Origin of the sequence: Rubrivivax gelatinosus, assembly GCF_004340905.1 — a bacterium.
GTDB classification, from domain to species: Bacteria; Pseudomonadota; Gammaproteobacteria; order Burkholderiales; family Burkholderiaceae_C; genus Rubrivivax; species Rubrivivax gelatinosus.
Map to the genome: position 1 here is coordinate 307,709 of NZ_SLXD01000003.1, position 22,731 is coordinate 330,439.

Sequence of the window (22,731 nt, forward strand, 5' to 3'; positions counted from 1 at the left end):
GAGTCGCCGCCATGAACGACAGCACCCGTTCCCGCCTCGCCGGCCATGCGCTCGTCGAGGCCCTCGTCGCCCAGGGCGTCACCACCTGCTTCGGCGTGCCCGGCGAGAGCTACCTCGCGGTGCTCGACGGCCTGCACGAACACCGCGAGCAGATCCGCTTCGTCGCCTGCCGCCACGAAGGCGGCGCGGCCTTCATGGCCGAGGCCCAGGGCAAGCTCACCGGGCGGCCCGGCGTCTGCTTCGTCACGCGCGGCCCCGGCGCGTCGAACGCCGCGATCGGGCTGCACACCGCCTTCCAGGATTCGACGCCGATGCTGCTGTGCATCGGCCAGGTCGCCGGTGACCAGCGCGACCGCGAGGCTTTCCAGGAAGTCGACTACCGCCAGATGTTCGGCCCCGGCACGCTGGGCATGGCCAAGTGGGTGGGCGAGGTGCACGACCCCGACCGCCTGCCCGAGTACGTCGCCCGCGCCTTCCACACCGCGATGCAGGGCCGGCCCGGCCCGGTGGTGCTGGTGCTGCCCGAGGACATGCTGACGCGCGAGACCGCCGCGCCGGTGCTGCCGCGTGTCGAGCCGGCGCTGGCCTGGCCGGCGCCCGGCGCCTTGCGCGACCTGCGCCGGCTGCTGCTGGAGGCCCAGCGGCCCATCGTCATCGCCGGCGGCAGCGGCTGGGACGCCGAGGCCGCCGCGGCGCTGCAGCGTTTTGCCGAGAACTGGCGCCTGCCGGTGGCCTGCGGCTTCCGCTTCCAGGACACCTTCGACAACGCCCATGCGCTGTACGCCGGCGACGTCGGCATCGGCATCAATGCGAAGCTCGCTGCGCGGGTGCGCGACGCCGACCTCGTCATCGCGCTCGGCGTGCGCCTGGGCGAGATGACGACCGGCGGCTACACGCTGCTGCAGGCGCCGCGCCCGGCGCAGAAGCTGGTGCACGTGCACGCCGGCCCCGAGGAACTGGGCCGCGTCTACGCCGCCGACCTGATGCTGCAGGCCTCGATGCGCAGCGCGGCCAAGGCGCTGGAGGCGCTGACCGCGCCCCCGGGCCGCGACGGCGCCTGGGCCGAAGCCGCGCGTGCCGACTACGAGGCCAACCAGGTGCCGACGCCGGTCGAGCCGCTGGACCTGGCGGCCGTCGTTCAGACCCTGCAGCGCCGTCTGCCCGAGGACACGGTCTGGACCAACGGCGCCGGCAACTACAGCGGCTGGCTGCACCGTTTCCTGCGCTACCCCGGCCTGCAGCACCACGGCCGCACGCAGCTGGCGCCGACCTCGGGCGCGATGGGCTACGGCCTGCCGGCGGCGGTGGCCGCGGCCGTGCTGCAGCCCGGGCGCCAGGCGGTGGCCTTCCTTGGCGACGGCGAGTTCCTGATGACCGGCCAGGAGCTGGCGACAGCGCGCGCCGCGGGCGTCGAACAGCTGCTGGTCGTCGTCGTCGACAACGGCAGCTACGGCACGATCCGCATGCACCAGGAGCGCGAGTACCCGGGGCGCGTCAGCGGCACCGGCTTGTGCAACCCCGATTTCGCCGCGCTGGCGCAGGCCTATGGCTGGGCCGGGGAGACGGTCGCCAAGACGGGCGACTTCGAGGCCGCGCTGGAGCGCGCGCTCGCAGCCGGCAAACCGGCGCTGCTGCACCTCAAGCTCGACGTCGAGGTCAGCACCTCGCGCGCGACGCTGGCGCAGATCCGCGCCGCGGCCGCCCGGCGCTGAATCAGCGCCGCCCGGCCAGCAGCAGCACGACGCTGGCGGTGACGATGCCGGCGGCCAGCATCTCGCCGGCGCCGACGACCTCGCCGCCGACCGTCACGCCCAGCACCATCGCGATCACCGGGTTGACGAAGGTGTAGCTGGAAGCCAGCGCGGTGCTCGCGCGCTGCAGCAGCACCATGTAGGCGCTGAAGCCGATCAGCGAGCCGGCGACGACGAGGTAGACCCAGCAGGCCAGCGAACGGGCGTCCGGCGGCAGCGTCGGCTGCTCGCCGGCGGCCCAGGACATGCCCAGCAGCAGCAGCCCGCCGGCCAGCATCTGGCTGGCATAGCCGGCGGCGCCGGGCGCCAGTTCCAGCCGGCGGCCGCCGGGCAGCCCGTGTTTGGCCCAGACGCTGCCGGCGCACCAGGCGGCGCAGGCGACGGTCATCGCCACCAGCCCCTCGCCCGAGGCACCGAAGCCCTCGCCCTGCGTCAGCAGCACGATGCCGGCCAGGCCGGTGGTGATGCCCAGCGCCTCCAGCCGCGACGGCCGCAGCCCGTAGGGCAGCTCGAACAGCGCGACGACCGCCGGCACGACGGCGATGAAGGCCACCACCAGCCCCGAGCTGATGCTCTGCTGGGCGAAGGCGGTGGCGCCGTAGCCGCCGCCCAGCATCAGCGCGCCGAGCACGAAGGCGCTGGTCCACTGCGACCGGTCGGGCCAGCCCGCTCCGCGCCAGCGCGCGAACACACCCAGCACCAGCCCGGCGACGACGAAACGCGTGCCCATCTGGAAGAAGGGCGGAAAACTCACCAGCGCCCACTTGATCGCCAGGTAGGTCGAGCCCCAGATCAGCCAGGTGGCGGCCAGGCAGGCCAGCAGCAGCGGCGACAGCCGGGCGGTGGTGGTGGGCAGGGCGGCGGTGGACATGGGGCGAGATGATAAAAAGCTCCATGGCCACGATCCATGCAGAATCGAAGGTCGTGTGCGATTCTCGCCGTTGAAACGAAGGTTATGAATGAGTGGCACCTTGGACAGCTACGACACCCGCCTGCTCGCCGAGCTCCAGGCCGATGCCCGCCTGAGCCTGGCCGAACTGGGCCGGCGTGTGCACCTGAGCCAGCCGGCGGTGGCCGAGCGGGTGCGCAAGCTGGAAGCGGCCGGCGTCATCACCGGCTACCGCGCGACGGTCAACCTGGGTGCGCTGGGCTACGGCATCCGCGCGCTGGTGCGCGTCGGCCGCACCGACTACGAGCGCATGCTCGAGCTGATCGAGCAGACGGCCGAGGTCGTCAACGGCTGGAACATCACCGGCGAGGACAGCTGGATGCTGGAGATCGCGGTGACCGACGTTGCCCACCTCGACGCCGTGGTGTCGCGTCTGTGCCTGCTGGCCGAGACGTCCACGTCCATCATCCTGAAGACGGTGCGCGAGCACCGCGTGATGCTGCCGCCGGCGTCGCGCGAGCCGGCGCCTTAGAGGGCCGGCGTGGGGCTTTGGCCGCGGCCGGCGCGGCGCGCTTAGGATTCTTCCCAGGGAGACCGACGATGGACGACTTCTCCACCTGCGACCTCTGCGACGTGCACAAGGACGCCGGCGATGGCGGCGAGTTCCGCGTGCTGCCGCCGGTGTTCACGAGCTACGGCGGCCGCGTGCGTTTCGCCGGCCCGGCGAGCACGGTCAAGTGCCACGAGGACAACAGCCTCGTGAAGGCCGCGCTCGACGAGCCCGGGCGCGGGCGCGTGCTCGTCGTCGACGGCGGCGGCTCGCGACGCCGCGCGCTGGTCGGCGGCAACCTGGCCGCTGCGGCGGCGAAGAACGGCTGGGCCGGCCTGGTCGTCGACGGCGCGGTGCGCGACCTGGCCGAACTGGCCGCCTGCGACGTCGGCATCCGCGCGCTGGCCGCGATGCCGATGCCCACCGTCAAGCGCAACGAAGGCCAGCGCGACGTGCCGGTGCAGGTGCAGGGCGTGCGCGTGGTGCCGGGCGAGTGGGTCGTCGCCGACGAGGACGGCATCGTCGTGATGCCGGCCAGGCCCTGACGATGGCCGCCCCCGGGGACTGGGTCGTGGTGCCCGGCACCGAGGCCGACATCGAAGCTGCGGCGGCTCGCGCGCGGCGTCTGGTCACGCGGCGCGCGCTGGTGGCCGCCGGTGTCGCCGCGATGCCGATCCCGGGCATCGACTGGATCACCGACGTCGGCACGCTGGTCAAGCTGCTGCCCGAGATCAACGCCGAGTTCGGCCTCAGCGCCGAGCAGGTCGAGCGCCTGGCGCCCGACCGGCGCCTCGTCGTCTACAAGGCGATCAGCGTCGGTGGCGGCGTGCTCGTCGGCCGGCTGGTGACGCGCGACGTCGTGCTGCGCATCGTGCGCACCGTCGGCGTGCGGCTGACGACCAAGCAGGCCGCCAAGGTCGTGCCTTTGGCCGGCCAGGCGGTGTCGGCGGCGCTCACGTTCTCGGCGCTGAAGATCGTCTGCGAACAGCACATCCGCCAGTGCATGGACGTGGCGCGGCAGCTGCAGCTGCCGGCGGCGGCCGAGTTGATCTGACCCCCCAGCGCGGCGGCCGGCCCCGCAGGGGGGCGACGGCTACAATCGTCGGCTTCGGGGTGTAGCGCAGCCTGGTAGCGCAACTGCTTTGGGAGCAGTGGGTCGCACGTTCGAATCGTGTCACCCCGACCATCCAACTTGTTGATTCCGTTGCGGCAATCGCTCCGCGGCAGCTGCAACGTTCTTGTGCAGCTTTCTAACGGAATCGGATTCTTCTAACGGAGCAGGCGAGTCGCTTCGCCAGATGAGGCTCCGGCGACCTGGTCTGAAGGGCCCGTCGCGGCCTCTTGAGTGCCTTCCGTCACGCCGTCGCCCTCGTCTTCCACGCAGCCGCGGGCTCCACTCGACGAGACCGCGTTGTCGGTCTTGTGGCGACGGAAGAACACGCCGTCCTTGTGAACGTGCGGCTCGTCAGGGTGGAGCGGGTCACGTTGATCCCGAAGTCGGATCATCACCGAGACGTCCTGCCCGGTCAGGTAGGGGCCTCAATCCGCCTTCAGCGAGGCCATGTCGATGACGAAGCGGTACTTCACCTCGCCTCGTTCCAATCGCTGCCAGGCCTCATTGACTTGCTGCATCGGTATGACTTCGACGTCGGCCGTGATGCCGTGACGGCCGCAGAAGTCGAGCATCTCCTGCGTCTCCCGGATGTTGCCGATGGCCGAACCCGAGACGCTACGGTTGCCGAGGATCAGCGCGAAGGACGACAGCGCCAGCGGCCTGGCCGGTGCGCCGACCAGCGTCAGGTCGGCATCGAGCTTCAGCAGCGCGAGGATGGAGTTGATGTCGTGCTCGGCCGACACGGTGTCGAGGATGAAGTCGAAGCTGCCGGCGTGCGCAGCCATCGCCGCAGCGTCCGTCGAAACGATTACTTCGTGCGCGCCCAGGCGACGCGCGTCGTCGGCCTTGCGCGGCGATGTGGTCAGCACGACGACGTTGGCACCGAAGGCGCGTGCGAGCTTTACCGCCATGTGGCCGAGCCCGCCCAGGCCCACGATGCCCACCTTCGAGCCCGGTCCGACCCCGGCCCGCTTCAGTGGCGAGTAGGTCGTGATGCCGGCGCAAAGCAGCGGCGCGGCACCGGCCAGGTCCAGATTCCGCGGCACCCGCAGCACGAAGTGTTCGTCGACGACGACGCTCGACGAGTAACCCCCGTAGGTCACCGGCGCGGTGCCGTGGCGGTCGGGCGAGCCGTAAGTCAGGACCTGGCCCGGACAGAAGTTCTCGCGCCCGGCACGGCAGATCGGGCAACTGCGGTCAGAGTCGACCAGGCAGCCTACGCCGACCAGATCGCCGACGGCGTGCGCCGTCACCTCGGCACCGACCGCGGTGACGCGACCGACGACCTCGTGCCCTGGCACGGCGGGATAGGTCGCCGGCAGCGTGTCGTGCCAGTCGTCGTGCGTGTAGTGCAGGTCGGAATGGCAGACGCCGCAGTAGAGGATCTCGATCTGTACGTCGCGTGGCATTGGCGCGCGGCGCGCAATCTGGAGTGGCGCCAGTGGTGCGCGGGCACCCCGTGCGGCCCAGGCGCGGGCGAGATAGGTCGAGTCGTCCGGGGTGTCGCGCGTCGTGCTCATGCTCGGTCCTTCAGGTGCTGGTCGAAAAACGCTGCCATCGCGGCGAACGGGATCTTGTCGAACTGGTCGTACAGGTCGACGTGGTTTGCGCCAGGGACGATCAAAAGCTCCTTCGGCTGCGCCGCGGCCGCGAAGGCGGTCTCGCTGAAGTAGCGCGAGTGGGCCTTCTCGCCGTGGACAAACAGGATTGGCCGAGGGGAGATTTCCGCGATATGGCTCATCAGCGGGGCGTTCATGAACGACAGCGGTGTCGTCAGTGTCCACGCGCCGTTGGAGTTGACCGCACGCGGATGGAAGCCGCGTTGGCGGGACTTGTAGTACTCGGCGTACTCGACGACGAACTCTGGTTCACCGCCCTTCAGCTCCAGAGAGACCTGGCCATAGGCGGGGCGCCCCTTCTCGGCATCCTCCCAGCGCTGTCGACCCAACTGCTCCAGGGTCCGGGTGCGCTGCTCGGCCGTCACGCTGTCGTTGTAGCCCTTGGACATGAGTCTGGACATGTCGTACATCGTGCTGGCCACGACGGCTTTGATCCGCTTGTCCGCGGCGACGGCGTTGAGTGTGATGCCCCCCCAGCCGCAGATGCCGATGGCGCCCAGCCGTTCGCGATCGACAAAGGGCTGAAGGCCGAGGAAGTCGACGGCCGCGCTGAGGTCCTCGGTGTTGATGTCGGGTGACGCCACGTTGCGCGGTTCGCCGCCGCTTTCGCCGGTGTACGACGGATCGAAAGCGAGCGTCGCGTAGCCGCGTTCGGCCATCGTCTGCGCGTACAGGCCGGAAGACTGCTCCTTGACCGCACCGAACGCCCCGCTGACGACGATCGCGGCGAGCGCGCGGCTGCCGCGGTCGCGGGGCAGGTACAGGTCGCCTGCCAGCGCGATGCCGTAGCGGCTCTTGAACACGACCTTGCGGTGTTCGACTCGCGGGCTCTTGGGGAAGGTCTTGTCCCAGGCGTTGGTCAGGGCGAGCGGCATGGCGGTCGGGGTGGCGTCGGCGGTTGGGGCCGCGGCCTGCGCGGCGGTCGGGCGGGTCAAAGCCGTCGCGGCGGCTGCGGCGGTGGCGCGCAAGAAGGTCTTGCGGGACAACGAGGAAGTCATGGTGGGGTGGCTCCATGTCGTGGCATGGATTGCATTTTTTGACGCCGGCTGTCGCAACGGTAGAACGTTCCTCGCCATTTCTTGCCTGATCCTGCGCCAGGGTGGTGACCTGGCTGCTGCAGGTGCGAGCCACGCCTAGGATGTCTCATCCTCTCGAAAGTCCTCGATGCCCAGCAGCACTGCCAAGCCCTTGCCCCAAGCCCCTGACCGGACGGCGCAGATGCAGTCCGAGATGGCGCGCGTCATCGACCGCTGGACCGAGGGCTTGGCCGACACGCCGACCGCCGTGCCTGGGCTGACCTTGTTCCGCCGCGAGGCGCCGGCACGTCCCGCGGTCTGCATGGTGGAGCCCAGCGTCATCATGGTCACCCAGGGCACCAAGCGTCTGATCGCAGGCGGCGAAGGCCACGTCTACAACGCCGAGCGCTTTTTGATCACCTCGCTGGACCTGCCGGCCAACTCCGAGGTGGTCCAGGCCTCGCCGCACGCGCCGTGCCTCGGCTTCAGCCTGAAGCTGGACATCAGGATGCTGGCCGAGTTGATCGCCCAGGGCGAGCTTGCGCCGCCGCGGCCGCCGACCCAGGACGCCAGCGTCGGCGTCGGGAGCATCACGGCGGCTGCGCTCGACCCGTTCGTGCGCCTGCTGGGCCTGCTCGACGAGCCCGGCGCCGTCGGCGTGCTGGCACCCTTGATCCAGCGCGAGATCCACTATCGCCTGCTCGTCAGCGGCCAGGCGCCGCTGCTGTGGCAGATCGCTTCAGTCGGCAGCCAGAGCCAGCGCATCTCCCGCGCGATCGACTGGCTGAAGCTGCACTACACCGAGCCGCTGCGTGTCGACGAGCTGGCGGCCCGGGTGCAGATGAGCCCGTCGAGCCTTCATCACCACTTCCGGCGGCTGACGGCGATGAGTCCTCTGCAGTACCAGAAGTGGCTGCGGCTGAACGAGGCGCGGCGGCTGATGCTGGGGGAGGGCGCCGACGCGGCGAGCGCGGCGTACCGCGTCGGCTACGAGAGTCCGTCCCAGTTCAGCCGCGAGTACAGCCGCCTTTTTGGCGCACCGCCACGGCGCGACGTTCAGGCCCTGCGGCCACGCCCCGACGCATGCGATCAGGCGGACCGTCCCGACTCGGCAAGTTCGTCCAGGCCTCGCAGCGCATCGACCACCGTGCGCAGCGCGCGCGTCGGGTGACGGCGGCTCGTGTAGTAGGCGTGCAGCCCCGGGAAGCTCGGGCAGCTCCCCGCCATCACTGCCTGCAGCAGCCCGGCCTCGACGTGGGGCCTGACCATCGTCTCGGGCACGAAGGCCAGGCCGTTGCCGCTGATGGCCGCCTGCAGCATCTGATACGCGCTGCTGAAGATCGCCTGGCCGCCGACACGAACTTCCACCGGGCGTCCTTCGTGCACCAGCTCCCATGCGTACAGACCGCCGCTGCTGGCCAGGCGCAGCGTGATGCAATCGTGGCGCATCAAGTCCAGCGGTGTCTCGGGTACGCCGTGCGCAGCGAAGTAGGCCGGTGAACCGACGATGCAGATGCGTTCGTCTGGCGTCAGCCTCACCGCCACCATGTCCTTCTGCACCTGGTCGCCCCAGCGGATGCCGATGTCGAAACGCTCGGCGGCGATGTCGACCATGCGGTAGTCGGTGCTGATCTCCACACGCAGCGACGGATGGCGGTGCAGCACCGGCGACAGCCGCGGCCAGATGATCCAGTCGACGACATGGTCGATGGCGGTGATGCGGATCGTCCCGGCGACCTTCTCGCCGAGCTCGCTGACGGCGGCGATCTCGGCTTCGATCTCGGCCAGCCGGGGGGCCACGGCCTGCATCAGCCGCTGGCCCGCCTCGGTGGCCGAGACGCTGCGGGTGGTGCGCGTCAGCAGGCGCACGCCCAGGCGGGTCTCCAGCCCGCGCACCGAGTGACTCAGCGCCGACTGCGACACGCCCCGCCGGGCCGCAGCACGCGTGAAGCTGCGCTCCTCGGCGACGGCCAGGAAGTCCATGATCTCGTGCAAGTGGTCTCGCATCGTGCGGTCCTGTCGGTCTCGTGCCACGGCCGGGCGGATGCCGCGGCCGGTTCATTGATGATTCCAGCTCATGGGGCCGTGCGCCCCTGGCCGCACCGCCCGCAGCCCGCCTGCCTAGCATGAGTCCGTGCGCAAGCGGACGGTGGCGTCCGGCGCCGCATTTCCGGACTCGTCATGACCCGCATTCTTCCCGGTCTGCTGTCGGCCGCGGTGGCTTGGCTGCCGATGGTGGCGCTGGACGCCGCCGCCCAGGCCGCACCCCAGCGCGTGCGGCTGGTCGGCACCGACGCCGTACTCACCGCAACACTCGACGTGTCGCCCTCGGCAAGCGACTTCGTGTCGCTACTGCCGCTGGAACTGACCCTCGAGGACTACGCCGCGACCGAGAAGATCGCGTACCTGCCGCGCAAGCTCACGACCTCCGGGGCGCCGGAGGTCACACGTCCGCAAGCGGGTGACCTGGCGTACTACGCGCCCTGGGGCAACCTGGCGCTGTTTCACCGCGGCGCCGCCCCTGCGCGCGGCTTGATCCGCCTCGGCCGGCTCGAAGGCGACCTCGCCCCGCTGCGTCGGCCCGGGCCGATGCGCCTGCGGATTGAACGACTTCCATGAGAACCTTGCGATGAAACCCGATTCTTCCAACGCCGTGGCTGCCGCCCTGCTGACCGCGGCCGCGTGCCTGGGTCCCGAAGCCTGCGTTGCCCGCGAGCCTGAACTCGTCATCACCCGGGTCGGCAGCACGCCGTCCGCGGTGGGCGCCGAGCCCGCGAACTTCAGTGGCCGAGTGCGCGTGGACATGCTGCACCTGCCGGTGGCGCCGGGGCGCGCATCGGCGGCGAGCGTGAGCTTCGAGGCCGGTGCGCGCACCGTCTGGCATACCCATCCGCTGGGCCAGACGCTCGTCGTCACCTCCGGCCTCGGGCGCGTCCAGCGCGCCGGCGGGCCGGTCGAGACGATCCGCCCTGGCGACGTCGTCTGGATACCGCCGGGCGTCAAGCACTGGCACGGCGCCTCGCCGACCGTCGCGATGACCCACCTGGCGATCACCGAAGCGCTGGACGGCCAGGCCGTTGTCTGGTTCGAGCCGGTGGTCGACACGCCGGCCACGCCCTGAGCGGCGCGGCCGCTGCCTGCCTCAGGCCGGCTCGAGGCAGTCAGCCATGCGCTGCGCAAAGGCCTGGCCGATCCCGGCGAGCCGCGCAGCGTCGGCATTCATCACGCCGTAGAACGCCAGCGGTGGCTCCCAGCGCATGCCGATGTACAGCGCGCTGGCCTTCAGCGGCGTCAGCACCTCGTCCATCGTGGAGCGGATCAGCCCTTGGTGGGAGTAGGTCGCCTCGGCGGCCCCGGCGCTGACCACCACCTGCATACGCTTGCCGCGCAGTGCGGTGCCACCGGGACCAAAGGCCCAGCCATAGGTCCAGACCCGATTCATGTAGGCCTTGAGCATCGGCGTCAGATTGAACCAGTGGATCGGGAACACGATGACGATGCGTTCCACGGCGTCGTGCGCTGCCTGTTCGGCCGTGACATCGAAGCGCGCCGCGTCGTCGCCGTACCGCTCCTCCAGGTGCCGCACCTCGGTGTCGGGCAGCGACTCGGCCACCTGCTTGATCGTGCGTGTGACGGCCGACTGCTCGAAGCCGGGATGGGAAACGATGACCAGGGTCTTCATGCGGGGAGTCCTTCGATGAGATGCAGGCGGCTGCTTGAGCTCGCGAGGCGGTGCGGCAGCAGGGCCTGGTAGGCCGGCGAGGCGTGCCAGGCGCGAGCCGCCTCCAGGCTGGGAAAACGCAGCAGCACCACCATGCCGCGCGGTGGTTCTCCTTCCACGGCCTGCGGCGCCGGGACCGAGGCCAGGCGCACGCCGCCGAAGGCCTGAAGCGTTGCCTCCACGCCAACGCGGTAGGGTTTCACAGGCTGGCCTCGAAGACCCGGCGCGCGAACTCGGGCGTCACGTCGCCGTGCTCACCCAGCCGTGTCGAGCCGTGGGCGTTCAGGCGCTCGACGAGTTCGTCCAGCGCGTCGGCGCCGATGCCGTAGTCGGCCAGGCGGGTCGGCACGCCCAGCGATTCGAAGAAGGTGCGGGTGCGGGCGATGGCCCCGTCGATGCGCTCGTCCTCGGGGCCGTCGGCGAGCTGCCAGACGCGCTCGGCGTACTGCAACAGCTTGGCGCGCTTGGCTTCGCGGCGCAGGTCCAGCATGGACGGCAGCAGGATGGCCAGCGTGCGGGCGTGGTCGATGCCGTGGCGCGCGGTGAGTTCGTGGCCGACGATGTGCGTCGCCCAGTCGTGCGGCACGCCGGCGCCGACCAGCCCGTTGAGCGCCATCGTCGCCGCCCAGGTCAGGTTGGCGCGCGAGGCGTAATCGGGCTCGCCGTGCACGACCTCGGGGCCGATCTCGATCAGCGTCTGCAGCAGCCCCTCGGCCCAGCGGTCCTGTACGCGGGCGTCGACGGGGTAGGTGAGATATTGCTCGACGACGTGGGTGAAGGCGTCGACGACGCCGTTGGCCAGTTGGCGGGGCGGCAGCGTGTAGCCGAGCTCCGGGTCCAGGATCGAGAAGCGCGGCGCGACCTGGGGCGAAGCGAAGAAGGCCTTGGTGCCGGTGGACTCGCGCGTCACGACGGCGGTGTGGTTCATCTCCGAGCCCGTGGCCGGCAGCGTCAGCACGACGCCCAGCGGCAGCGCCTCGCGCACCACGCCGCCGAAGCTCTCGAGGATCGCCCACGGGTCACCGGCGTGCCGCGCGGCGGCGGCAACGAACTTGCTGCCGTCGATCACCGAGCCGCCGCCGACGGCGAGCAGGAAGTCGACCCGCTGCGAGCGGAGCAGCTCGACGGCGCGCAGCAGCGTCTCGTAACGCGGGTTCGGCTCGATGCCGCCGAACTCGGCGTGCCAGCGCGAGCCCAGGGCGCTGCGCACTGCGGCCAGCGTGCCGTGACGTTCGGCGCTCTGGCCGCCATAGAGCACGAGCACGCGCGCGCCGGCGGGCACGAGTTTGTCCAGCTCGGCCATCTGTCCGCGGCCGAAGACGATCCGGGTGGGGTTGTGGTACTGGAAGTCCAGCATGGCGATCCTTCTGTCTGCGAATGGCGGGATTGTGGAAAGCGCCATTCATCACGAGAAGAACGGATCAGGTTGTGGCATTCTCAACCTCGTGTTGAGAATGGCGGCCAGGCGCCGCTCTGGACCATGGACTCATCGCAGCGCGTGCGCGCCATCCTGTCTTTCGTGCAGGCGGCCGATGCCGGCAGCTTCGCGGCCGCAGCCCGCTCGCTGGGCGTGTCGTCGGCGGCGGTCAGCAAGAACGTCGCCGGGCTGGAGCGCGCGCTCGGCGTGCGGCTGATGAACCGCACGACGCGCACGCTCAAGCTCACCGAGGAAGGCGAGGCCTTCCTGCGCCAGGCGCGTGTCGCCCTGCAGGCGCTGGACACCGCCGTCGACACGGTGGTCGCACAGCGCGCCGAACCGGCTGGCCGCGTGCGCCTGTCGACCAGCGCCGGCTTCGGCCGCGAGCAGCTGACGCCGCTGCTGCCGGGGCTGCTGGCGCGCCATCCGGGTCTCTCGCTGGAAGTGGACTACGACGACCGCGTCGTCGACCTCGTACGCGAGCGCTACGACCTTGCGCTGCGCGGCGGGCGCATCGCCGACTCGTCGCTCGTGTCGCGCCCTGTGTGCCGGTTGCGCCTGGTGCTGGTGGCCTCGCCGGCCTACCTGGCACAGGCAGGCGTGCCGCGCCAGCCGGAGGACCTGGTGCGGCACCGTCTGCTGGTGCGGCGTTTTCTCGGCGGACGCGTCTCCCCCTGGCACTTCCGCGCCGCCGACGGCAGCGTCACCACGGTCGACACCGAGGCGGCGGCGCTGACGCTGTCGTCTCCCGAGGCGCTGGCCGATGCCGCCGTGGCCGCCGCTGGCATCGCGGAGGTCGGTGTGCACCACGCCTGGAAGCACCTGCGCACCGGCAAGCTGAAGCTGCTGTTGCTGGGCACCCACCACCCGGGCGACTACGAGATGGCGCTGCAGTACCCGCACCGTGCGCTGTTGGCGCCGCGCGTGCGGGCGACGGTCGAGTACCTGCTCGAGGCTTTCGCGCAGCGCGAGGAGTTGCACGTGCCGGGGCCTGCGCTGGCGGGCTACGCCGCCTGAACCCGGCTTAACCGACCATCGGCAGCACGACACTGGTGGCTTGGGCGAGCGCGTCGAGCAGCCGTTCCTGGAACGCGGGGTCCCGCGCCGCGGCGTGCGGGGCCTGGCGCCGCCGGTGGTACCAGTAGCCTCCGCCGACGAGGGCCCCGGGATCGTCGGCAGTGACCAGCCATTCCTGCGTCCAGTGGCCCTCGCGCAGGTCGTCGGTGGCGTGCGGGCCGCCCATGCGCGTCGGCACCCATCCGGGGTCGACGGCGTGGCTGGCTACCTGGGGCCACCGCCGCGCCAGTGCCAGGGCGAGCGCGGTGATGCAGAGCTTGCTGTCGGCGTAGGAGATCGGCAGCCCGGCGGCCAGCGCCTCGGCGGCCGACTCGTGACCGTCGCGGTGCAGGCCGCTGCTCAGGTAGACCAGGCGTCGAGGCGGCGCGATCAGCGCCGTCAGCAGATAGGGCGCCAGCACGTTGACCTGAGCGATCGCCGGCCCGGTGTAGACCCCGGCGTTGTGGATCACCGCGTCCAGCGGTCCGAGCGCGTTCGCCTGCGCGGCGAGATCGTGCGTCTGCCCGGCGTCGGCGAGGTCGCCGATCACCAGGCGCGCCGGGCCTGCGAGCAGGTCCTGCACCGCGGCCATGCGGTCGCGGTGGCGCAGGTGCACGACGACCTCGTGCCCCTGGTCGAGCAGCGTCGCTGCAGCGGCGCGCCCCAGACCGTCAGCCGAGCCGGTGATGAGGATGCGGGCCATCAGTCGGCGGGCGCGGTGGAGGTATTGGCGACTGCCGGCCGGGCCGCGGCCTCGGCCTCCGGCGACCGCCACCAGGCCTCGGTCGGTTCGGGCGCGACCAGGTCCAGCCGGGCGCCAAAACGCGGTGTCAGCAGCTCGACACCCCGGGCGTGGGCTTCCCGGCTCACGCGTTCCAGCGGTTCGTCCCAGCGGTGGAAGGCGAGGTCGAACGTGCCGTTGTGGATCGGCACCAGGCGGCGGGCGCCGAGGTCCCGGTGGGCCTGCACGGTCTGCTCGGGCGTCATGTGCACCTCGGGCCAGCGCCGGTCGTAGGCACCGGCCTCGAGGAAGCTGACGTCGAACGGGCCGAGCCGCGCGCCGATCTCGCGAAAGCCGTCGAAGTAGCCCGAGTCGCCGCCGAAGAAGAGCTTGAGTTGCGGGGACTCGATCACCCAAGAGCACCACAGGCGCCGGTTGCGGTCGAAGAGCCCGCGGCCGGAGAAGTGCCGCGCCGGTGTGGCGGTCAGGCGCAGGCCGGCGACGGTGGTGTGTTCCCACCAGGCCAGCTCGCGCACCCGGGACGCCGGCACGCCCCAGTCGACGAGCAGTTCGCCGACACCCAGCGGAGCGACGAAGACCTCGGCACGATGGGCCAGCGCGCGGATCGTCGGCTCGTCGAGATGGTCGTAGTGGTCGTGCGACAGCAGCACCGCCGCCAGCGGCGGCAGCTCGTCCAGCGCGATCGGCGGCGCGTGGAAGCGCAGCGGCCCCAGCCAGTCCACCGGCGAGCTGCGGCGCGAGAACACCGGGTCGGTGAGCCAGAAGCGGCTGTCGAGCTTGAACAGCAGCGTCGAGTGCCCCAGGCGCCAGGCGCTGCCGTCGGGCGCGCGTGCCAGATCCTGTGCGGTGAGCCGCTGCACCGCGATCGGCCCGACGGGCCGGGTGCCGGCAGGTTTGTCGAACAGCATCTGCACGGTCAGGTGCAGGCTGGCCAGGCCGTCGGGGGTGCTGGCCGGAACGGCGGCGTGAGGAAGTCGCGAGGGCAGGGAGTGCATCGGGTCCGGCGGGGGTGGGGTGCAGGCAGGCAGCCCGGCCGTCAGTATCAGCGCCAGCAGCGTGGCGCGGCGCAGGAGCTTCACCGTCGGCCCTCGGAGAGCTGAGGCCGTGTGCCGGCCGGCCAGTCCACCCGGGCCGGGGCCAGGCGACGGCGCAGGGTCTCCAGGTCCTGCTCGGTATCCAGGTCGACGACATGGCACTCGTCTTCGCAGGCCAGCGCCTGCACGGCCTGCGGATTCGCCGCGAGCCAGTCGCGCAGGCCGACACCCGCGGCGGCGGCGTCCAGTCTCGCGGCGGCGGCGGCCGACAGCAGCACCGGATGGCCACGCTGCCCGCCGACCCAGGGCACCAGAGCCTGGACGTGGTGCTCGCGGCGGTGCCAGGCCGCCACCAGAGCCCGCACGGCGCCGGCGTGCAGCAGCGGCAGGTCGGCGACGCAGAACATCAGGTCGTGGCCGGGCCGGCGCTCCAGGCCGGCGCGCAGGCCCAGGCGTTGCGATTCGGCGCGGCTCGCGTCCTTTTGCCGGTGTTCCAGCACGAGGGCGCCGACCCGGCTCGCCAGCGTGTGCCAGGTGTCGAGGTAGGGGCCGACGACGACGAGGACCTCGGCCGCGCCGGCACCGCGCAGCGCCTGCACCACGCCGTCGAAGAGGCTGCGGCCGTCGATCTCCAGCGCCGCCTTGGCGCAGCCGCCCAGCCGGCGGCCCTGGCCGGCGGCGAGCACGACGGCGCACAGCGGGGCCGGATCCACGGGCGTCTCAGGCATCGCAGGCGGCGCCCGGCCGGGCCGAGTCGTGCGCGGCCTTGCCATCGGCCACGGCGCGGCCGGCGCCCGGCACCACGCCGTTTCGTGCCGCGACGAGCTCGGCCATGATCGACAGCGCGATCTCGGCCGGCGTGCGGCTGCCGATGTACAGGCCGGCCGGGCCGCGCAGGCGCTGCAGTTGCGTGTCGTCCAGCCCGAAGTGCGTGCGCAGGCGTTCGCGGCGCCGCTCGCTGTTGCGCCGCGAGCCGATCGCGCCGACGTAGAACGCGTCCGACTGCAGCGCCTCGATCAGCGCCAGATCGTCGAGCTTGGGATCATGCGTCAGCGCGACGACGGCGGTGCCGTGGTCGGGGCGCAGGCGCAGGATCAGGTCGTCGGGCATCTCGGTGCTGAGCTCGACGCCTGGCCAGGCCTGGCCCTCGTGGCGCTCGGTGCGCGGGTCGCAGACCAGCACCTCGAAGCCCAGGCCGCCGGCAATGCGACTCATGAAGGCCGCGAGGTCGCCGGCTCCGATCAGTACCAGCCGGGCGCGCGGGCCGTGCACCGTCACGAACCGGTCGACGTCCAGCCGCGGCTCGGCGTCATGCGCGGCGTCGCGCAGCTCGACGCGGCCGTCGTCCAGGTGCAGTACGCGCTCGACGCGCCGCCGCTCTCGCCGGGCCTGCAGCAACTCGTCGAGCCGGCTGTGCGCCGAGACCGGCTCGAGGACCAGCTCCACCGTGCCGCCGCAGGGCAGGCCGAAGCGCTGCGCCTGCTCGGCCGACACGCCGTAGCGCCGCAGCGCCGGCCGGGCGGCGGCGCACAGCGCCTCGACGCCTCCGGCACGCACCTGCTCGATGAGGTCGTCCTCAAGACAGCCGCCCGAAACCGAGCCGACCGTCGCGCCGCGGGCGTCGATGGCCATCAGCGAGCCCGGCGGCCGCGGCGACGAGCCCCAGGTGCGCGCCACGCAGACCAGCAGCGTTGGCCGCCCCAGCGCGTGCCAGGCGGCGGCGGCCTGCAGCACCTGCATGTCCAGGTCGTCCATCGCCGCCGCTCAGCCCAGGTCGAAAGGCAGGCTGCGCAGCCGCCGGCCGGCCAGGCGCGCGATCGCGTTGGCGAAGGCCGGTGCCAGCGGTGGCAGCCCGGGCTCGCCCATGCCGCTGGGCGGCTCGGCGCTGGGCACGAGGTGCACGTCGAAGGCCGGGATGTCGGGCATGCGCGCGATCGTGAAGTCGCCGAAGTTGCCCTGCACGACGCGGCCGTCCTCGAGCGTGATCGCCGAGCCCGGCAGGCAGGTCGACAGGCCCATGATGGCCGCGCCCTGCAACTGCGCCTCGATGCCGCGCGGGTTGACCGCGAGGTTGCAGTGCACGCCGGCCGTCACGCGGTGCAGCACCGGCCGGCCATCGTCCAGCGAGGCTTCGACGACGTAGGCGACCACGGTGCCGAAGCACTCGTGCACCGCCACGCCCCAGGCCTGTCCCGGCGCCAGCTTGCGCCGGCCGTAGCCGCTGCGCTGCACCGCCAGCTCCAGCGCCGCACGGTAGCGCGGGTGCTCCGCGCCGATCAGCGCCAGGCGGTAGGCCACCGGGTCCTGACCGGTGCGCTGCGCGATCTCGTCGATCAGGCTCTCCATCACGAACGCGGTGTGCGTGCTGCCGACGCTGCGCCACCAGTGCACCGGCACGTTGACCTTGGGGTGGTGCACCGTCAGGCGCATCGGCAGCGGATACGGGTCGCGCATGCCCTCGGTGCAGGTCGAATCGATGCCGTTCTGGATCGCGTAGCGGCCGAACAGCGTGCCCTCGGTGATCGACTGCGCGACGATGACGTGGTCCCAGGCCAGGACCCGGCCACGATCGTCGAAACCGATGCGGGCGCGGTGCAGGTGCAGCGGGCGGTAGAAGCCGCCGCGCATGTCGTCCTCGCGCGTCCACAGCAGCTTGACCGGCGCGTGGATGCCCGCCCGGCGCATGGCCTGCGCGACGCGGCAGGCGTCGACGACGTAGTCGCGGTGGCCCATCGCCCGGCGCCCGAAGCCGCCACCCGAGGACTGGACGTCCAGCCGGATCTTCTCCGGCGCCAGCCCCAGCACCTCGGCCGCCGCGGCGGCGTCCACGCCCGGCATCTGCGAGCCGGTCCAGATCTCGGCGCCGTCGTCGGCCAGGCGCACGGTGCAGTTCAGCGGCTCCATCGCCGCATGGGCGAGGTAGGGGAAGACGAACTCTGCCTCCAACTGCCGCGGCGCCTGCGCCAGCGCTGCCATGTCGGCGTCGAACTTGCGCGGGCCGGGCCGGGTGGCCAGTTCGCGGTACTGCACGAGCTGGCGTGCGCTGTCGACCTTCTCGACGCCGTCCAGGTCCCATTCCAGCCGCAGCGCGTCGCGGCCGCGGCGCGCCTGGAAGCTGCCATCGGCGACGACGGCCACGCCTTCGCCGCCCAGGTCCAGTGGCACGCGCAGCACGGCGCGCACGCCGCGCACGGCACGCGCCTCCCGCTCGTCGACCAAGCGCAGCCGTCCGCCGAAGACCGGTGGCCTGGCGATGACGGCCGTCAGCAGGCCGGGCAGCTGCACGTCGATGCCGAAGGACTGGCGGCCGCTGCTCTTGGCGCGCGCGTCGAGCCGGGTCGTCGGCTGCCCGATCAGGCGGAAGTCCCGGGGTTCCTTCAGCGTGACGCGGGCCGGCACCGGCAGGGCCATCGCCGCCTCGGCCAGCTCGCCGTAGCCGGCTTCGCGACCGCCGGGACCGAAGACGCGGCCCTCGCGCGTGGACAGGCGCCCGGCGGGCAACTGCCAGCGCCGTGCGGCGGCCTCGACCAGCATCGCACGCGCGCGGGCACCGAGTTCGCGGTACTGCAGCCAGCTGGTGCGGATGCTGGCCGAGCCGCCCGTCAGCTGCATGCCGCGCATCGGGTCGGCGTAGGCCGCGGCGACGCCGGCCAGCCGGCTCCGGACGCGGCTCCAGTCGGCATCCAGCTCCTCGGCCAGGATCAGCGGCAGAGCCGTCTGCACGCCCTGGCCGAACTCCAGCCGGTTGACGGTCACCGTGACGAGACCGTCGGGCGCGATCTCGACGAAGGCCGCGGGCTGCTGCGTCGGCGCCAGCGGCGCGGGCACCGCTTCGTCCTTCGCCTCGGCGGCGAGCGGGTAGGCGCCGAGCGCCAGGCCGACCGCGCCGGCCAGCTTGAGGAAGCGGCGGCGCGGCATCGGCTCGGCGGCCAGCGGCTCGGCCAGCAGGCGCTGCAGCACGGGCGGCAGCTCGTTTTGCGAAACGGGGATGGCCATGCGGGGCTCCGGTCAGGCGAGGGCGCGCGCGGCGTCGGCGACGGCAGCGCGGATGCGGGCGTAGGTGCCGCAGCGGCACAGGTTGCCGGCCATCGCGGCGTCGATCTCGGCGGCCGTGGGTTGCTGCCCGGCGGGCAGCGACTTCAGGAAGGCGGTCGCCGTCATGATCTGCCCGCTCTGGCAGTAGCCGCACTGGGCGACGTCGTGGCGCACCCAGGCTTCGTGCACGGCGGTGCCGACGCGGTCCTCCGATGCCGTGACCTGCTCGACCGTCGTGATGCGCCGGCCCTGGGCGGCCGAGACCGGCGTGATGCACGAGCGCACCGCCTGGCCGTCCAGATGCACGGTGCAGGCGCCGCACAGGCCGGCGCCGCATCCGAACTTGGTGCCGGTCAGGCCCAGTGTGTCGCGCAGCGCCCAGAGGATGGGAGTCTCGGGGTCGACGTCGACCGTCAGGTCGCGGCCGTTGATGTTCAATCGGGGCATGGCAGGGGGTTCCTCGGCAGCGGAGTCAGGGGGCCGGCGGCTCGGCCGCGCAGCGGGTAGAGGGCAGGCAGGCACCGCGCAGTCGGCGACCATCGCCGAGCGACACGGCCGCCGCGGCCAGGAGGGCCGCACCGCCGAACAGCGGGGCCGTGACGCCGACGTGGTCCAGCAACAGGCCGCCGACGCCGGCACCGAGCAGGATGGACAGCTGGATCGCGGCCACCATCAGCCCGCCTCCTGCCTCGGGCGCGTCGGCAATGCCATGAGTGAGCCAGTGGAACCAGGCGACCGGCAGCGCTGCATTGAGCAGCCCCCACGCAAACAGCAGCAGCGCCAGCGCCCAGTGCGCGGCGCCGACCCACGGCAGGGCCAGCGTCACCAGCCCCAACGCCAGAGGGAGCAGCCGCAGCAGCGCCTCGCCGTGACGCTGGACCTGGGCGCCAGCCGCCCAGGTGCCGGGGAAGCCGGCCACGCCGAGCGCCAGCAGCAGCAATGACAGCTGTGCCGCATCGGCGTGCCCGTGGCGCTCCAGGAAGGGTCGGAAGTAGGTGAAGGCGGTGAACGCGCCGCCGAAGGCGAGCATCACCCCCGCCACCGCGCGCCGCACTGGCGCGCGGCGCAGCAGCGACAGCACCTGCCCTTGCGCTTGTGCTTGCGCTTGCGACTGGCGAGTGGCCGCCGACGGCAGCGCTCGCCACTGCCAGAGCAGCGCGGCGGCGGCCAGCGGCACCAGCCCCCAGAACACACCGCGCCAGCCCACCAGCGCGCCGGCGAAGCTGCCGATCGGGGCCGCGAATGCCGTCGCGGCGGCATTGCCCAGGTACAGGACGCTGAGCGCGCGGGGCATCGACTCGGCCGGTACCAACTGCACCAATGTAGCCGTTGACAGCGACCAGAAGCCGCCGATCGTGACGCCCAACAGCGCGCGCGCCAGCATCAGCAAGCCGAAGTTCGGCGCCAGCGCGATCAGCACGAGAGATAGCAGCATCGTCGCCGTGAGCGCGCACAGCAGCCGGCGCCGGTCGAAGGAGCCGGCCACGCCGGTGATCAGCAGGCTGGTGAGAACGGCGACGCAGCCGGAGACCGAGATCGCCTGGCCGGCCAGACCTTCGGTGGCGCCGAGATCGTGCGCAATCGGCGTCAGGAGGCTCACCGGCATGAACTCCGAGGCGATCAGCAGGGCGACGCACATCGACATCGATCCCACCGCGCTCCAGTTGGAGGATGGCGGCGTCGCCAGGGGCAGAGACTTCATCATCGCGGCATGCTAGGAACCCTCTGGCGCGTTGGCATGTCTCGGCCTGAACGGACTTATGAGCCTCATTCACTAATTGAGAGCCCGTCGGCATACAGTGAGAGCCGGCCGGCATACAGAGGGCCGCGTGCGGGGAGAGTCGTGCGGGGTGCCGCCACCGGATGCACCCAGACGTCCGGATGCTCTAACCGTCCGTGAACACCCAGGGTTGGCCCAACTGGTTCGGATGTAGGTCATCCTCCGCACTTCTCAGCCGACCTGCTAACGCCTCCGACCTTCCAGGGGGGCCAAGCGGGTACTTCGGGGCGGCTGCAGTTAGCAGAGGCCGCGCTAAGCCGTTGATTCAAAAGTATCTCTCCACTGCTCTGGGAGCAGTGTGGCGCACGTTCGAATCGTGTCACCCCGACCATCCAACTCCTTGTGGCCCAAGGACTTCCCGGTCTGCGGCCGGTGCCGCTGAGCAGCGGGGCGATTCGCATCGCACTCACGGCGTGGGGGCCGGGCAGACTGTCGTCGGAGTCAGCTCCGGCCCCGGGTTCACGGGCGTGCCGGGTGAGGTGCGATTGCGGAGTGATGGCTGCGCATCAGCAGGATCGCTCCCGCAGCCAGCAGGCACGCTGCCCCGGCGGCCGTCAGCGCCGGCGAATAGGAGTTCATCACCGCCCGCGACCAGCCGCCGCCGAAGGCTGCTGTCGCCGCGCCGAGCTGGTGTGCGGCGAACACCCAACCGAAGACCAGGGCCGCCCGCTCGGGACCGAAGTGCTGCGCCGATAGCTTGACCGTCGGCGGGACGGTGGCGATCCAGTCCAAACCATAGAACATGGCGAACAGCGACAGGCCGGTCAGCGTGAAGTCGGTATAGGGCAACCAGATCAGCGATAGGCCCCGGAGCCCGTAGTACCAGAACAGCAGCTTTCGGCTGTCAAAGCGGTCGGACAGATAGCCCGAGACCGTGGTCCCCACCAAGTCGAACACACCCATCATCGACAGCACCGAGGCTGCCGGCACGGGGCCGAGTCCGCGGTCGCCGCACAGCGATATGAAGTGTGTCTGGATCAGACCGTTGGTGCTGAGCCCGCAGATGAAGAACGTCGCCGCGAGAACCCAGAAGGCCGGCACGCGCGATGCTTCGGACAGCGTGCGGAACGGCAGACGCCAGTCCGCGATCGGCGCCGCTGCTGCGGCAACGGTCTGCGCATCGGCACCGTAGGGCTTCAGTCCCAGGTCGGCCGGCTTGTCGCGCATGAAGGTCAGGACGAGCACGACCACCACCGCGGTGGCCGCGACCACGGGAACCAGCGCCCAGCGCCAGCCATGCTGGTCTATCAGCCACGTCGCCAGCGGCAGGAACAGCAACTGGCCGGTGGCCGTGCTGCCGGCCAGCAGGCCGAGCACGAGCCCCCTGCGCTGCACGAACCAGCGATTCGCGACCGTGGCCCCCAACACCATGGCCGTCAACCCGGTGCCGAAGCCCAGCACCACCCCCCACAGGACGAAGGCCTGGGTCAGGTCGCGCATGAAGATGCCGAGTACCAGCGACGAGCCGATCACGGCCGCCGCGAAGGCCATGACCCGGGACAACCCATGACGAAGCAGCACGGCGCCGGCGAACGGCCCAAGCAGCCCGAACAGGGCAAAGCGCGTTGCGAAGATCGACGAGAGTTCGGTGGCGCTCCAGCCGAACTCGCGCGACAGCGGCTGCATCAGCGCACCCGGCAGGCCCAGCGCGGCCGAGGTGGTGAGCATGGCCGCGAAAGTGACCGCCGCGACCACCCAGGCGTAGTGAATGCCACGTCGTCGCAGGCGTGCCGCGAGTCGCTCTGCGATCATGCTCTGCTCCTTTCGCTGGCCGGTCGATCGTCACGTTCGCCGGCGAAGCCGGACGCCAAGGCGAGGCGTTGAGCGCCGCTTTCGCGCGCGCGTTCGCGGCGTTGCGCGACGGCGTGCAGGGCGTTCTGTGCCCCCAGGCAGCACTCCGCCGATGCGAGGTCCGCGGCGACGCTTGTCGTGGCGGCGCCCCCACGGCGTACCCGATGACGTCGCGGCGGCCGTCTCGAGAGGCTGAGGCGTGCCGGCGATCGGTTC

23 protein-coding genes and 1 tRNA gene are annotated in these 22,731 nt (G+C 71.5%); 9 read left to right on the forward strand and 15 right to left on the reverse strand.

What is annotated here, in order from left to right; all coding sequences use genetic code 11:
• Nucleotides 1–11 precede the first annotated feature (11 nt).
• The gene (locus EV684_RS06955; protein ID WP_132645551.1) at nucleotides 12–1,712 is read left to right on the forward strand and encodes a thiamine pyrophosphate-binding protein; all 1,701 of its coding nucleotides are present in this window, start codon (nucleotides 12–14) and stop codon (nucleotides 1,710–1,712) included.
• Between the two features lies 1 nt (nucleotide 1,713).
• On the opposite strand, the gene EV684_RS06960 is transcribed toward EV684_RS06955, so the two are convergent.
• Nucleotides 1,714–2,622, reverse strand: coding sequence for an EamA family transporter (locus EV684_RS06960; RefSeq protein ID WP_132645553.1), 909 nt, complete (start codon nucleotides 2,620–2,622; stop codon nucleotides 1,714–1,716).
• Between the two features lie 88 nt (nucleotides 2,623–2,710).
• Between EV684_RS06960 and EV684_RS06965 the strand changes: the two genes are divergently transcribed.
• The 4 genes from EV684_RS06965 (at nucleotide 2,711) to EV684_RS06980 (ending at nucleotide 4,376) form a co-directional block, all read left to right on the forward strand.
• Nucleotides 2,711–3,172, forward strand: a complete 462-nt coding sequence (locus EV684_RS06965) for an Lrp/AsnC family transcriptional regulator (RefSeq protein WP_132645555.1) — start codon at nucleotides 2,711–2,713, stop codon at nucleotides 3,170–3,172.
• A 68-nt stretch (nucleotides 3,173–3,240) separates the two neighbouring features.
• Nucleotides 3,241–3,735 (forward strand): ribonuclease E activity regulator RraA, encoded by a 495-nt coding sequence (gene rraA, locus EV684_RS06970; RefSeq protein ID WP_132645557.1) that lies wholly within the window; start codon nucleotides 3,241–3,243, stop codon nucleotides 3,733–3,735.
• 2 nt (nucleotides 3,736–3,737) lie between these two features.
• On the forward strand, nucleotides 3,738–4,244 hold the full coding sequence (locus tag EV684_RS06975; protein ID WP_132645559.1) for a hypothetical protein: 507 nt from the start codon (nucleotides 3,738–3,740) through the stop codon (nucleotides 4,242–4,244).
• Nucleotides 4,245–4,299: 55 nt separating this feature from the next.
• Nucleotides 4,300–4,376, forward strand: a tRNA-Pro gene (locus EV684_RS06980).
• A gap of 353 nt (nucleotides 4,377–4,729) precedes the next feature.
• Here the strand turns inward: EV684_RS06980 and EV684_RS06985 are convergent.
• A complete protein-coding gene (locus tag EV684_RS06985; RefSeq protein ID WP_132645561.1) occupies nucleotides 4,730–5,824 on the reverse strand; it encodes an NAD(P)-dependent alcohol dehydrogenase in 1,095 nt (364 codons plus the stop codon).
• Nucleotides 5,821–6,921 (reverse strand): alpha/beta hydrolase, encoded by a 1,101-nt coding sequence (locus EV684_RS06990; RefSeq protein WP_132645563.1) that lies wholly within the window; start codon nucleotides 6,919–6,921, stop codon nucleotides 5,821–5,823. Before EV684_RS06990 ends, EV684_RS06985 begins: the two co-directional genes overlap by 4 nt.
• A 220-nt stretch (nucleotides 6,922–7,141) precedes the next feature.
• On the opposite strand from EV684_RS06990, the gene EV684_RS06995 reads away from it, so the two are divergent.
• Nucleotides 7,142–8,110: an AraC family transcriptional regulator gene (locus tag EV684_RS06995; RefSeq protein WP_085978554.1), complete on the forward strand. Its 969-nt coding sequence runs from the start codon at nucleotides 7,142–7,144 to the stop codon at nucleotides 8,108–8,110.
• Here the strand turns inward: EV684_RS06995 and EV684_RS07000 are convergent.
• A complete protein-coding gene (locus EV684_RS07000) occupies nucleotides 8,029–8,946 on the reverse strand; it encodes a LysR family transcriptional regulator (protein WP_050985482.1) in 918 nt (305 codons plus the stop codon). The two genes, EV684_RS06995 and EV684_RS07000, sit on opposite strands and share 82 nt — an antisense overlap.
• A 174-nt stretch (nucleotides 8,947–9,120) precedes the next feature.
• On the opposite strand from EV684_RS07000, the gene EV684_RS07005 reads away from it, so the two are divergent.
• Together EV684_RS07005 and EV684_RS07010 are read left to right on the forward strand one after the other, a co-directional pair.
• Nucleotides 9,121–9,558, forward strand: coding sequence for a cyclophilin-like fold protein (locus tag EV684_RS07005; protein WP_081487499.1), 438 nt, complete (start codon nucleotides 9,121–9,123; stop codon nucleotides 9,556–9,558).
• 10 nt (nucleotides 9,559–9,568) lie between these two features.
• The gene (locus EV684_RS07010) at nucleotides 9,569–10,060 is read left to right on the forward strand and encodes a (R)-mandelonitrile lyase (RefSeq protein WP_132645565.1); all 492 of its coding nucleotides are present in this window, start codon (nucleotides 9,569–9,571) and stop codon (nucleotides 10,058–10,060) included.
• 21 nt (nucleotides 10,061–10,081) lie between these two features.
• On the opposite strand, the gene EV684_RS07015 is transcribed toward EV684_RS07010, so the two are convergent.
• The 3 genes from EV684_RS07015 to EV684_RS07025 are packed head-to-tail and all read right to left on the reverse strand — an operon-like array spanning nucleotide 10,082 to nucleotide 12,017.
• The gene (locus EV684_RS07015; protein WP_132645566.1) at nucleotides 10,082–10,621 is read right to left on the reverse strand and encodes an NAD(P)H-dependent oxidoreductase; all 540 of its coding nucleotides are present in this window, start codon (nucleotides 10,619–10,621) and stop codon (nucleotides 10,082–10,084) included.
• Complete coding sequence (locus EV684_RS07020) at nucleotides 10,618–10,863, reverse strand: DUF1330 domain-containing protein (RefSeq protein ID WP_132645568.1); 246 nt, start codon at nucleotides 10,861–10,863, stop codon at nucleotides 10,618–10,620. Before EV684_RS07020 ends, EV684_RS07015 begins: the two co-directional genes overlap by 4 nt.
• Nucleotides 10,860–12,017, reverse strand: a complete 1,158-nt coding sequence (locus tag EV684_RS07025) for an iron-containing alcohol dehydrogenase (RefSeq protein WP_132645570.1) — start codon at nucleotides 12,015–12,017, stop codon at nucleotides 10,860–10,862. Before EV684_RS07025 ends, EV684_RS07020 begins: the two co-directional genes overlap by 4 nt.
• 123 nt (nucleotides 12,018–12,140) lie before the next feature.
• Between EV684_RS07025 and EV684_RS07030 the strand changes: the two genes are divergently transcribed.
• Entirely contained in the window at nucleotides 12,141–13,094 is a 954-nt protein-coding gene (locus EV684_RS07030) for a LysR family transcriptional regulator (RefSeq protein WP_132645572.1), read from the forward strand.
• A gap of 7 nt (nucleotides 13,095–13,101) precedes the next feature.
• Here the strand turns inward: EV684_RS07030 and EV684_RS07035 are convergent, their stop codons facing one another.
• From EV684_RS07035 to EV684_RS07070, 8 genes are all read right to left on the reverse strand, one after another.
• Nucleotides 13,102–13,836 carry an SDR family NAD(P)-dependent oxidoreductase gene (locus tag EV684_RS07035; RefSeq protein WP_132645574.1) on the reverse strand — a complete coding sequence of 245 codons (735 nt, stop codon included), beginning with the start codon at nucleotides 13,834–13,836 and terminating at the stop codon, nucleotides 13,102–13,104.
• Nucleotides 13,836–14,954, reverse strand: a complete 1,119-nt coding sequence (locus EV684_RS07040) for an MBL fold metallo-hydrolase (RefSeq protein WP_375138632.1) — start codon at nucleotides 14,952–14,954, stop codon at nucleotides 13,836–13,838. Before EV684_RS07040 ends, EV684_RS07035 begins: the two co-directional genes overlap by 1 nt.
• Nucleotides 14,951–15,622 carry a nucleotidyltransferase family protein gene (locus EV684_RS07045; protein WP_165908410.1) on the reverse strand — a complete coding sequence of 224 codons (672 nt, stop codon included), beginning with the start codon at nucleotides 15,620–15,622 and terminating at the stop codon, nucleotides 14,951–14,953. The genes EV684_RS07040 and EV684_RS07045 overlap by 4 nt, the downstream gene beginning before the upstream one ends.
• 7 nt (nucleotides 15,623–15,629) lie before the next feature.
• On the reverse strand, nucleotides 15,630–16,664 hold the full coding sequence (locus EV684_RS07050; protein WP_132645578.1) for an XdhC family protein: 1,035 nt from the start codon (nucleotides 16,662–16,664) through the stop codon (nucleotides 15,630–15,632).
• Nucleotides 16,665–16,673: 9 nt separating this feature from the next.
• Nucleotides 16,674–18,905 (reverse strand): xanthine dehydrogenase family protein molybdopterin-binding subunit, encoded by a 2,232-nt coding sequence (locus tag EV684_RS07055; RefSeq protein ID WP_132645580.1) that lies wholly within the window; start codon nucleotides 18,903–18,905, stop codon nucleotides 16,674–16,676.
• 12 nt (nucleotides 18,906–18,917) lie between these two features.
• On the reverse strand, nucleotides 18,918–19,391 hold the full coding sequence (locus EV684_RS07060; RefSeq protein ID WP_043817675.1) for a (2Fe-2S)-binding protein: 474 nt from the start codon (nucleotides 19,389–19,391) through the stop codon (nucleotides 18,918–18,920).
• A gap of 25 nt (nucleotides 19,392–19,416) precedes the next feature.
• On the reverse strand, nucleotides 19,417–20,649 hold the full coding sequence (locus EV684_RS07065; RefSeq protein WP_242478366.1) for an MFS transporter: 1,233 nt from the start codon (nucleotides 20,647–20,649) through the stop codon (nucleotides 19,417–19,419).
• Nucleotides 20,650–21,183: 534 nt separating this feature from the next.
• Nucleotides 21,184–22,476 carry an MFS transporter gene (locus EV684_RS07070; protein ID WP_132645582.1) on the reverse strand — a complete coding sequence of 431 codons (1,293 nt, stop codon included), beginning with the start codon at nucleotides 22,474–22,476 and terminating at the stop codon, nucleotides 21,184–21,186.
• Between the last annotated feature and the right edge of the window lie 255 nt (nucleotides 22,477–22,731).

Excerpts from the sequence above, each read along its gene's own strand:
- EV684_RS06955 (WP_132645551.1), top strand. The coding sequence starts at position 12 with ATGAACGACAGCACCCGTTCCCGCCTCGCCGGCCATGCGCTCGTCGAG.
- EV684_RS06960 (WP_132645553.1), bottom strand. The coding sequence starts at position 2,622 with ATGTCCACCGCCGCCCTGCCCACCACCACCGCCCGGCTGTCGCCGCTG.
- EV684_RS06965 (WP_132645555.1), top strand. The coding sequence starts at position 2,711 with ATGAGTGGCACCTTGGACAGCTACGACACCCGCCTGCTCGCCGAGCTC.
- rraA (WP_132645557.1), top strand. The coding sequence starts at position 3,241 with ATGGACGACTTCTCCACCTGCGACCTCTGCGACGTGCACAAGGACGCC.
- EV684_RS06975 (WP_132645559.1), top strand. The coding sequence starts at position 3,738 with ATGGCCGCCCCCGGGGACTGGGTCGTGGTGCCCGGCACCGAGGCCGAC.
- EV684_RS06985 (WP_132645561.1), bottom strand. The coding sequence starts at position 5,824 with ATGAGCACGACGCGCGACACCCCGGACGACTCGACCTATCTCGCCCGC.
- EV684_RS06990 (WP_132645563.1), bottom strand. The coding sequence starts at position 6,921 with ATGACTTCCTCGTTGTCCCGCAAGACCTTCTTGCGCGCCACCGCCGCA.
- EV684_RS06995 (WP_085978554.1), top strand. The coding sequence starts at position 7,142 with ATGCAGTCCGAGATGGCGCGCGTCATCGACCGCTGGACCGAGGGCTTG.
- EV684_RS07000 (WP_050985482.1), bottom strand. The coding sequence starts at position 8,946 with ATGCGAGACCACTTGCACGAGATCATGGACTTCCTGGCCGTCGCCGAG.
- EV684_RS07005 (WP_081487499.1), top strand. The coding sequence starts at position 9,121 with ATGACCCGCATTCTTCCCGGTCTGCTGTCGGCCGCGGTGGCTTGGCTG.
- EV684_RS07010 (WP_132645565.1), top strand. The coding sequence starts at position 9,569 with ATGAAACCCGATTCTTCCAACGCCGTGGCTGCCGCCCTGCTGACCGCG.
- EV684_RS07015 (WP_132645566.1), bottom strand. The coding sequence starts at position 10,621 with ATGAAGACCCTGGTCATCGTTTCCCATCCCGGCTTCGAGCAGTCGGCC.
- EV684_RS07025 (WP_132645570.1), bottom strand. The coding sequence starts at position 12,017 with ATGCTGGACTTCCAGTACCACAACCCCACCCGGATCGTCTTCGGCCGC.
- EV684_RS07030 (WP_132645572.1), top strand. The coding sequence starts at position 12,141 with ATGGACTCATCGCAGCGCGTGCGCGCCATCCTGTCTTTCGTGCAGGCG.
- EV684_RS07035 (WP_132645574.1), bottom strand. The coding sequence starts at position 13,836 with ATGGCCCGCATCCTCATCACCGGCTCGGCTGACGGTCTGGGGCGCGCC.
- EV684_RS07050 (WP_132645578.1), bottom strand. The coding sequence starts at position 16,664 with ATGGACGACCTGGACATGCAGGTGCTGCAGGCCGCCGCCGCCTGGCAC.
- EV684_RS07055 (WP_132645580.1), bottom strand. The coding sequence starts at position 18,905 with ATGGCCATCCCCGTTTCGCAAAACGAGCTGCCGCCCGTGCTGCAGCGC.
- EV684_RS07060 (WP_043817675.1), bottom strand. The coding sequence starts at position 19,391 with ATGCCCCGATTGAACATCAACGGCCGCGACCTGACGGTCGACGTCGAC.
- EV684_RS07065 (WP_242478366.1), bottom strand. The coding sequence starts at position 20,649 with ATGATGAAGTCTCTGCCCCTGGCGACGCCGCCATCCTCCAACTGGAGC.
- EV684_RS07070 (WP_132645582.1), bottom strand. The coding sequence starts at position 22,476 with ATGATCGCAGAGCGACTCGCGGCACGCCTGCGACGACGTGGCATTCAC.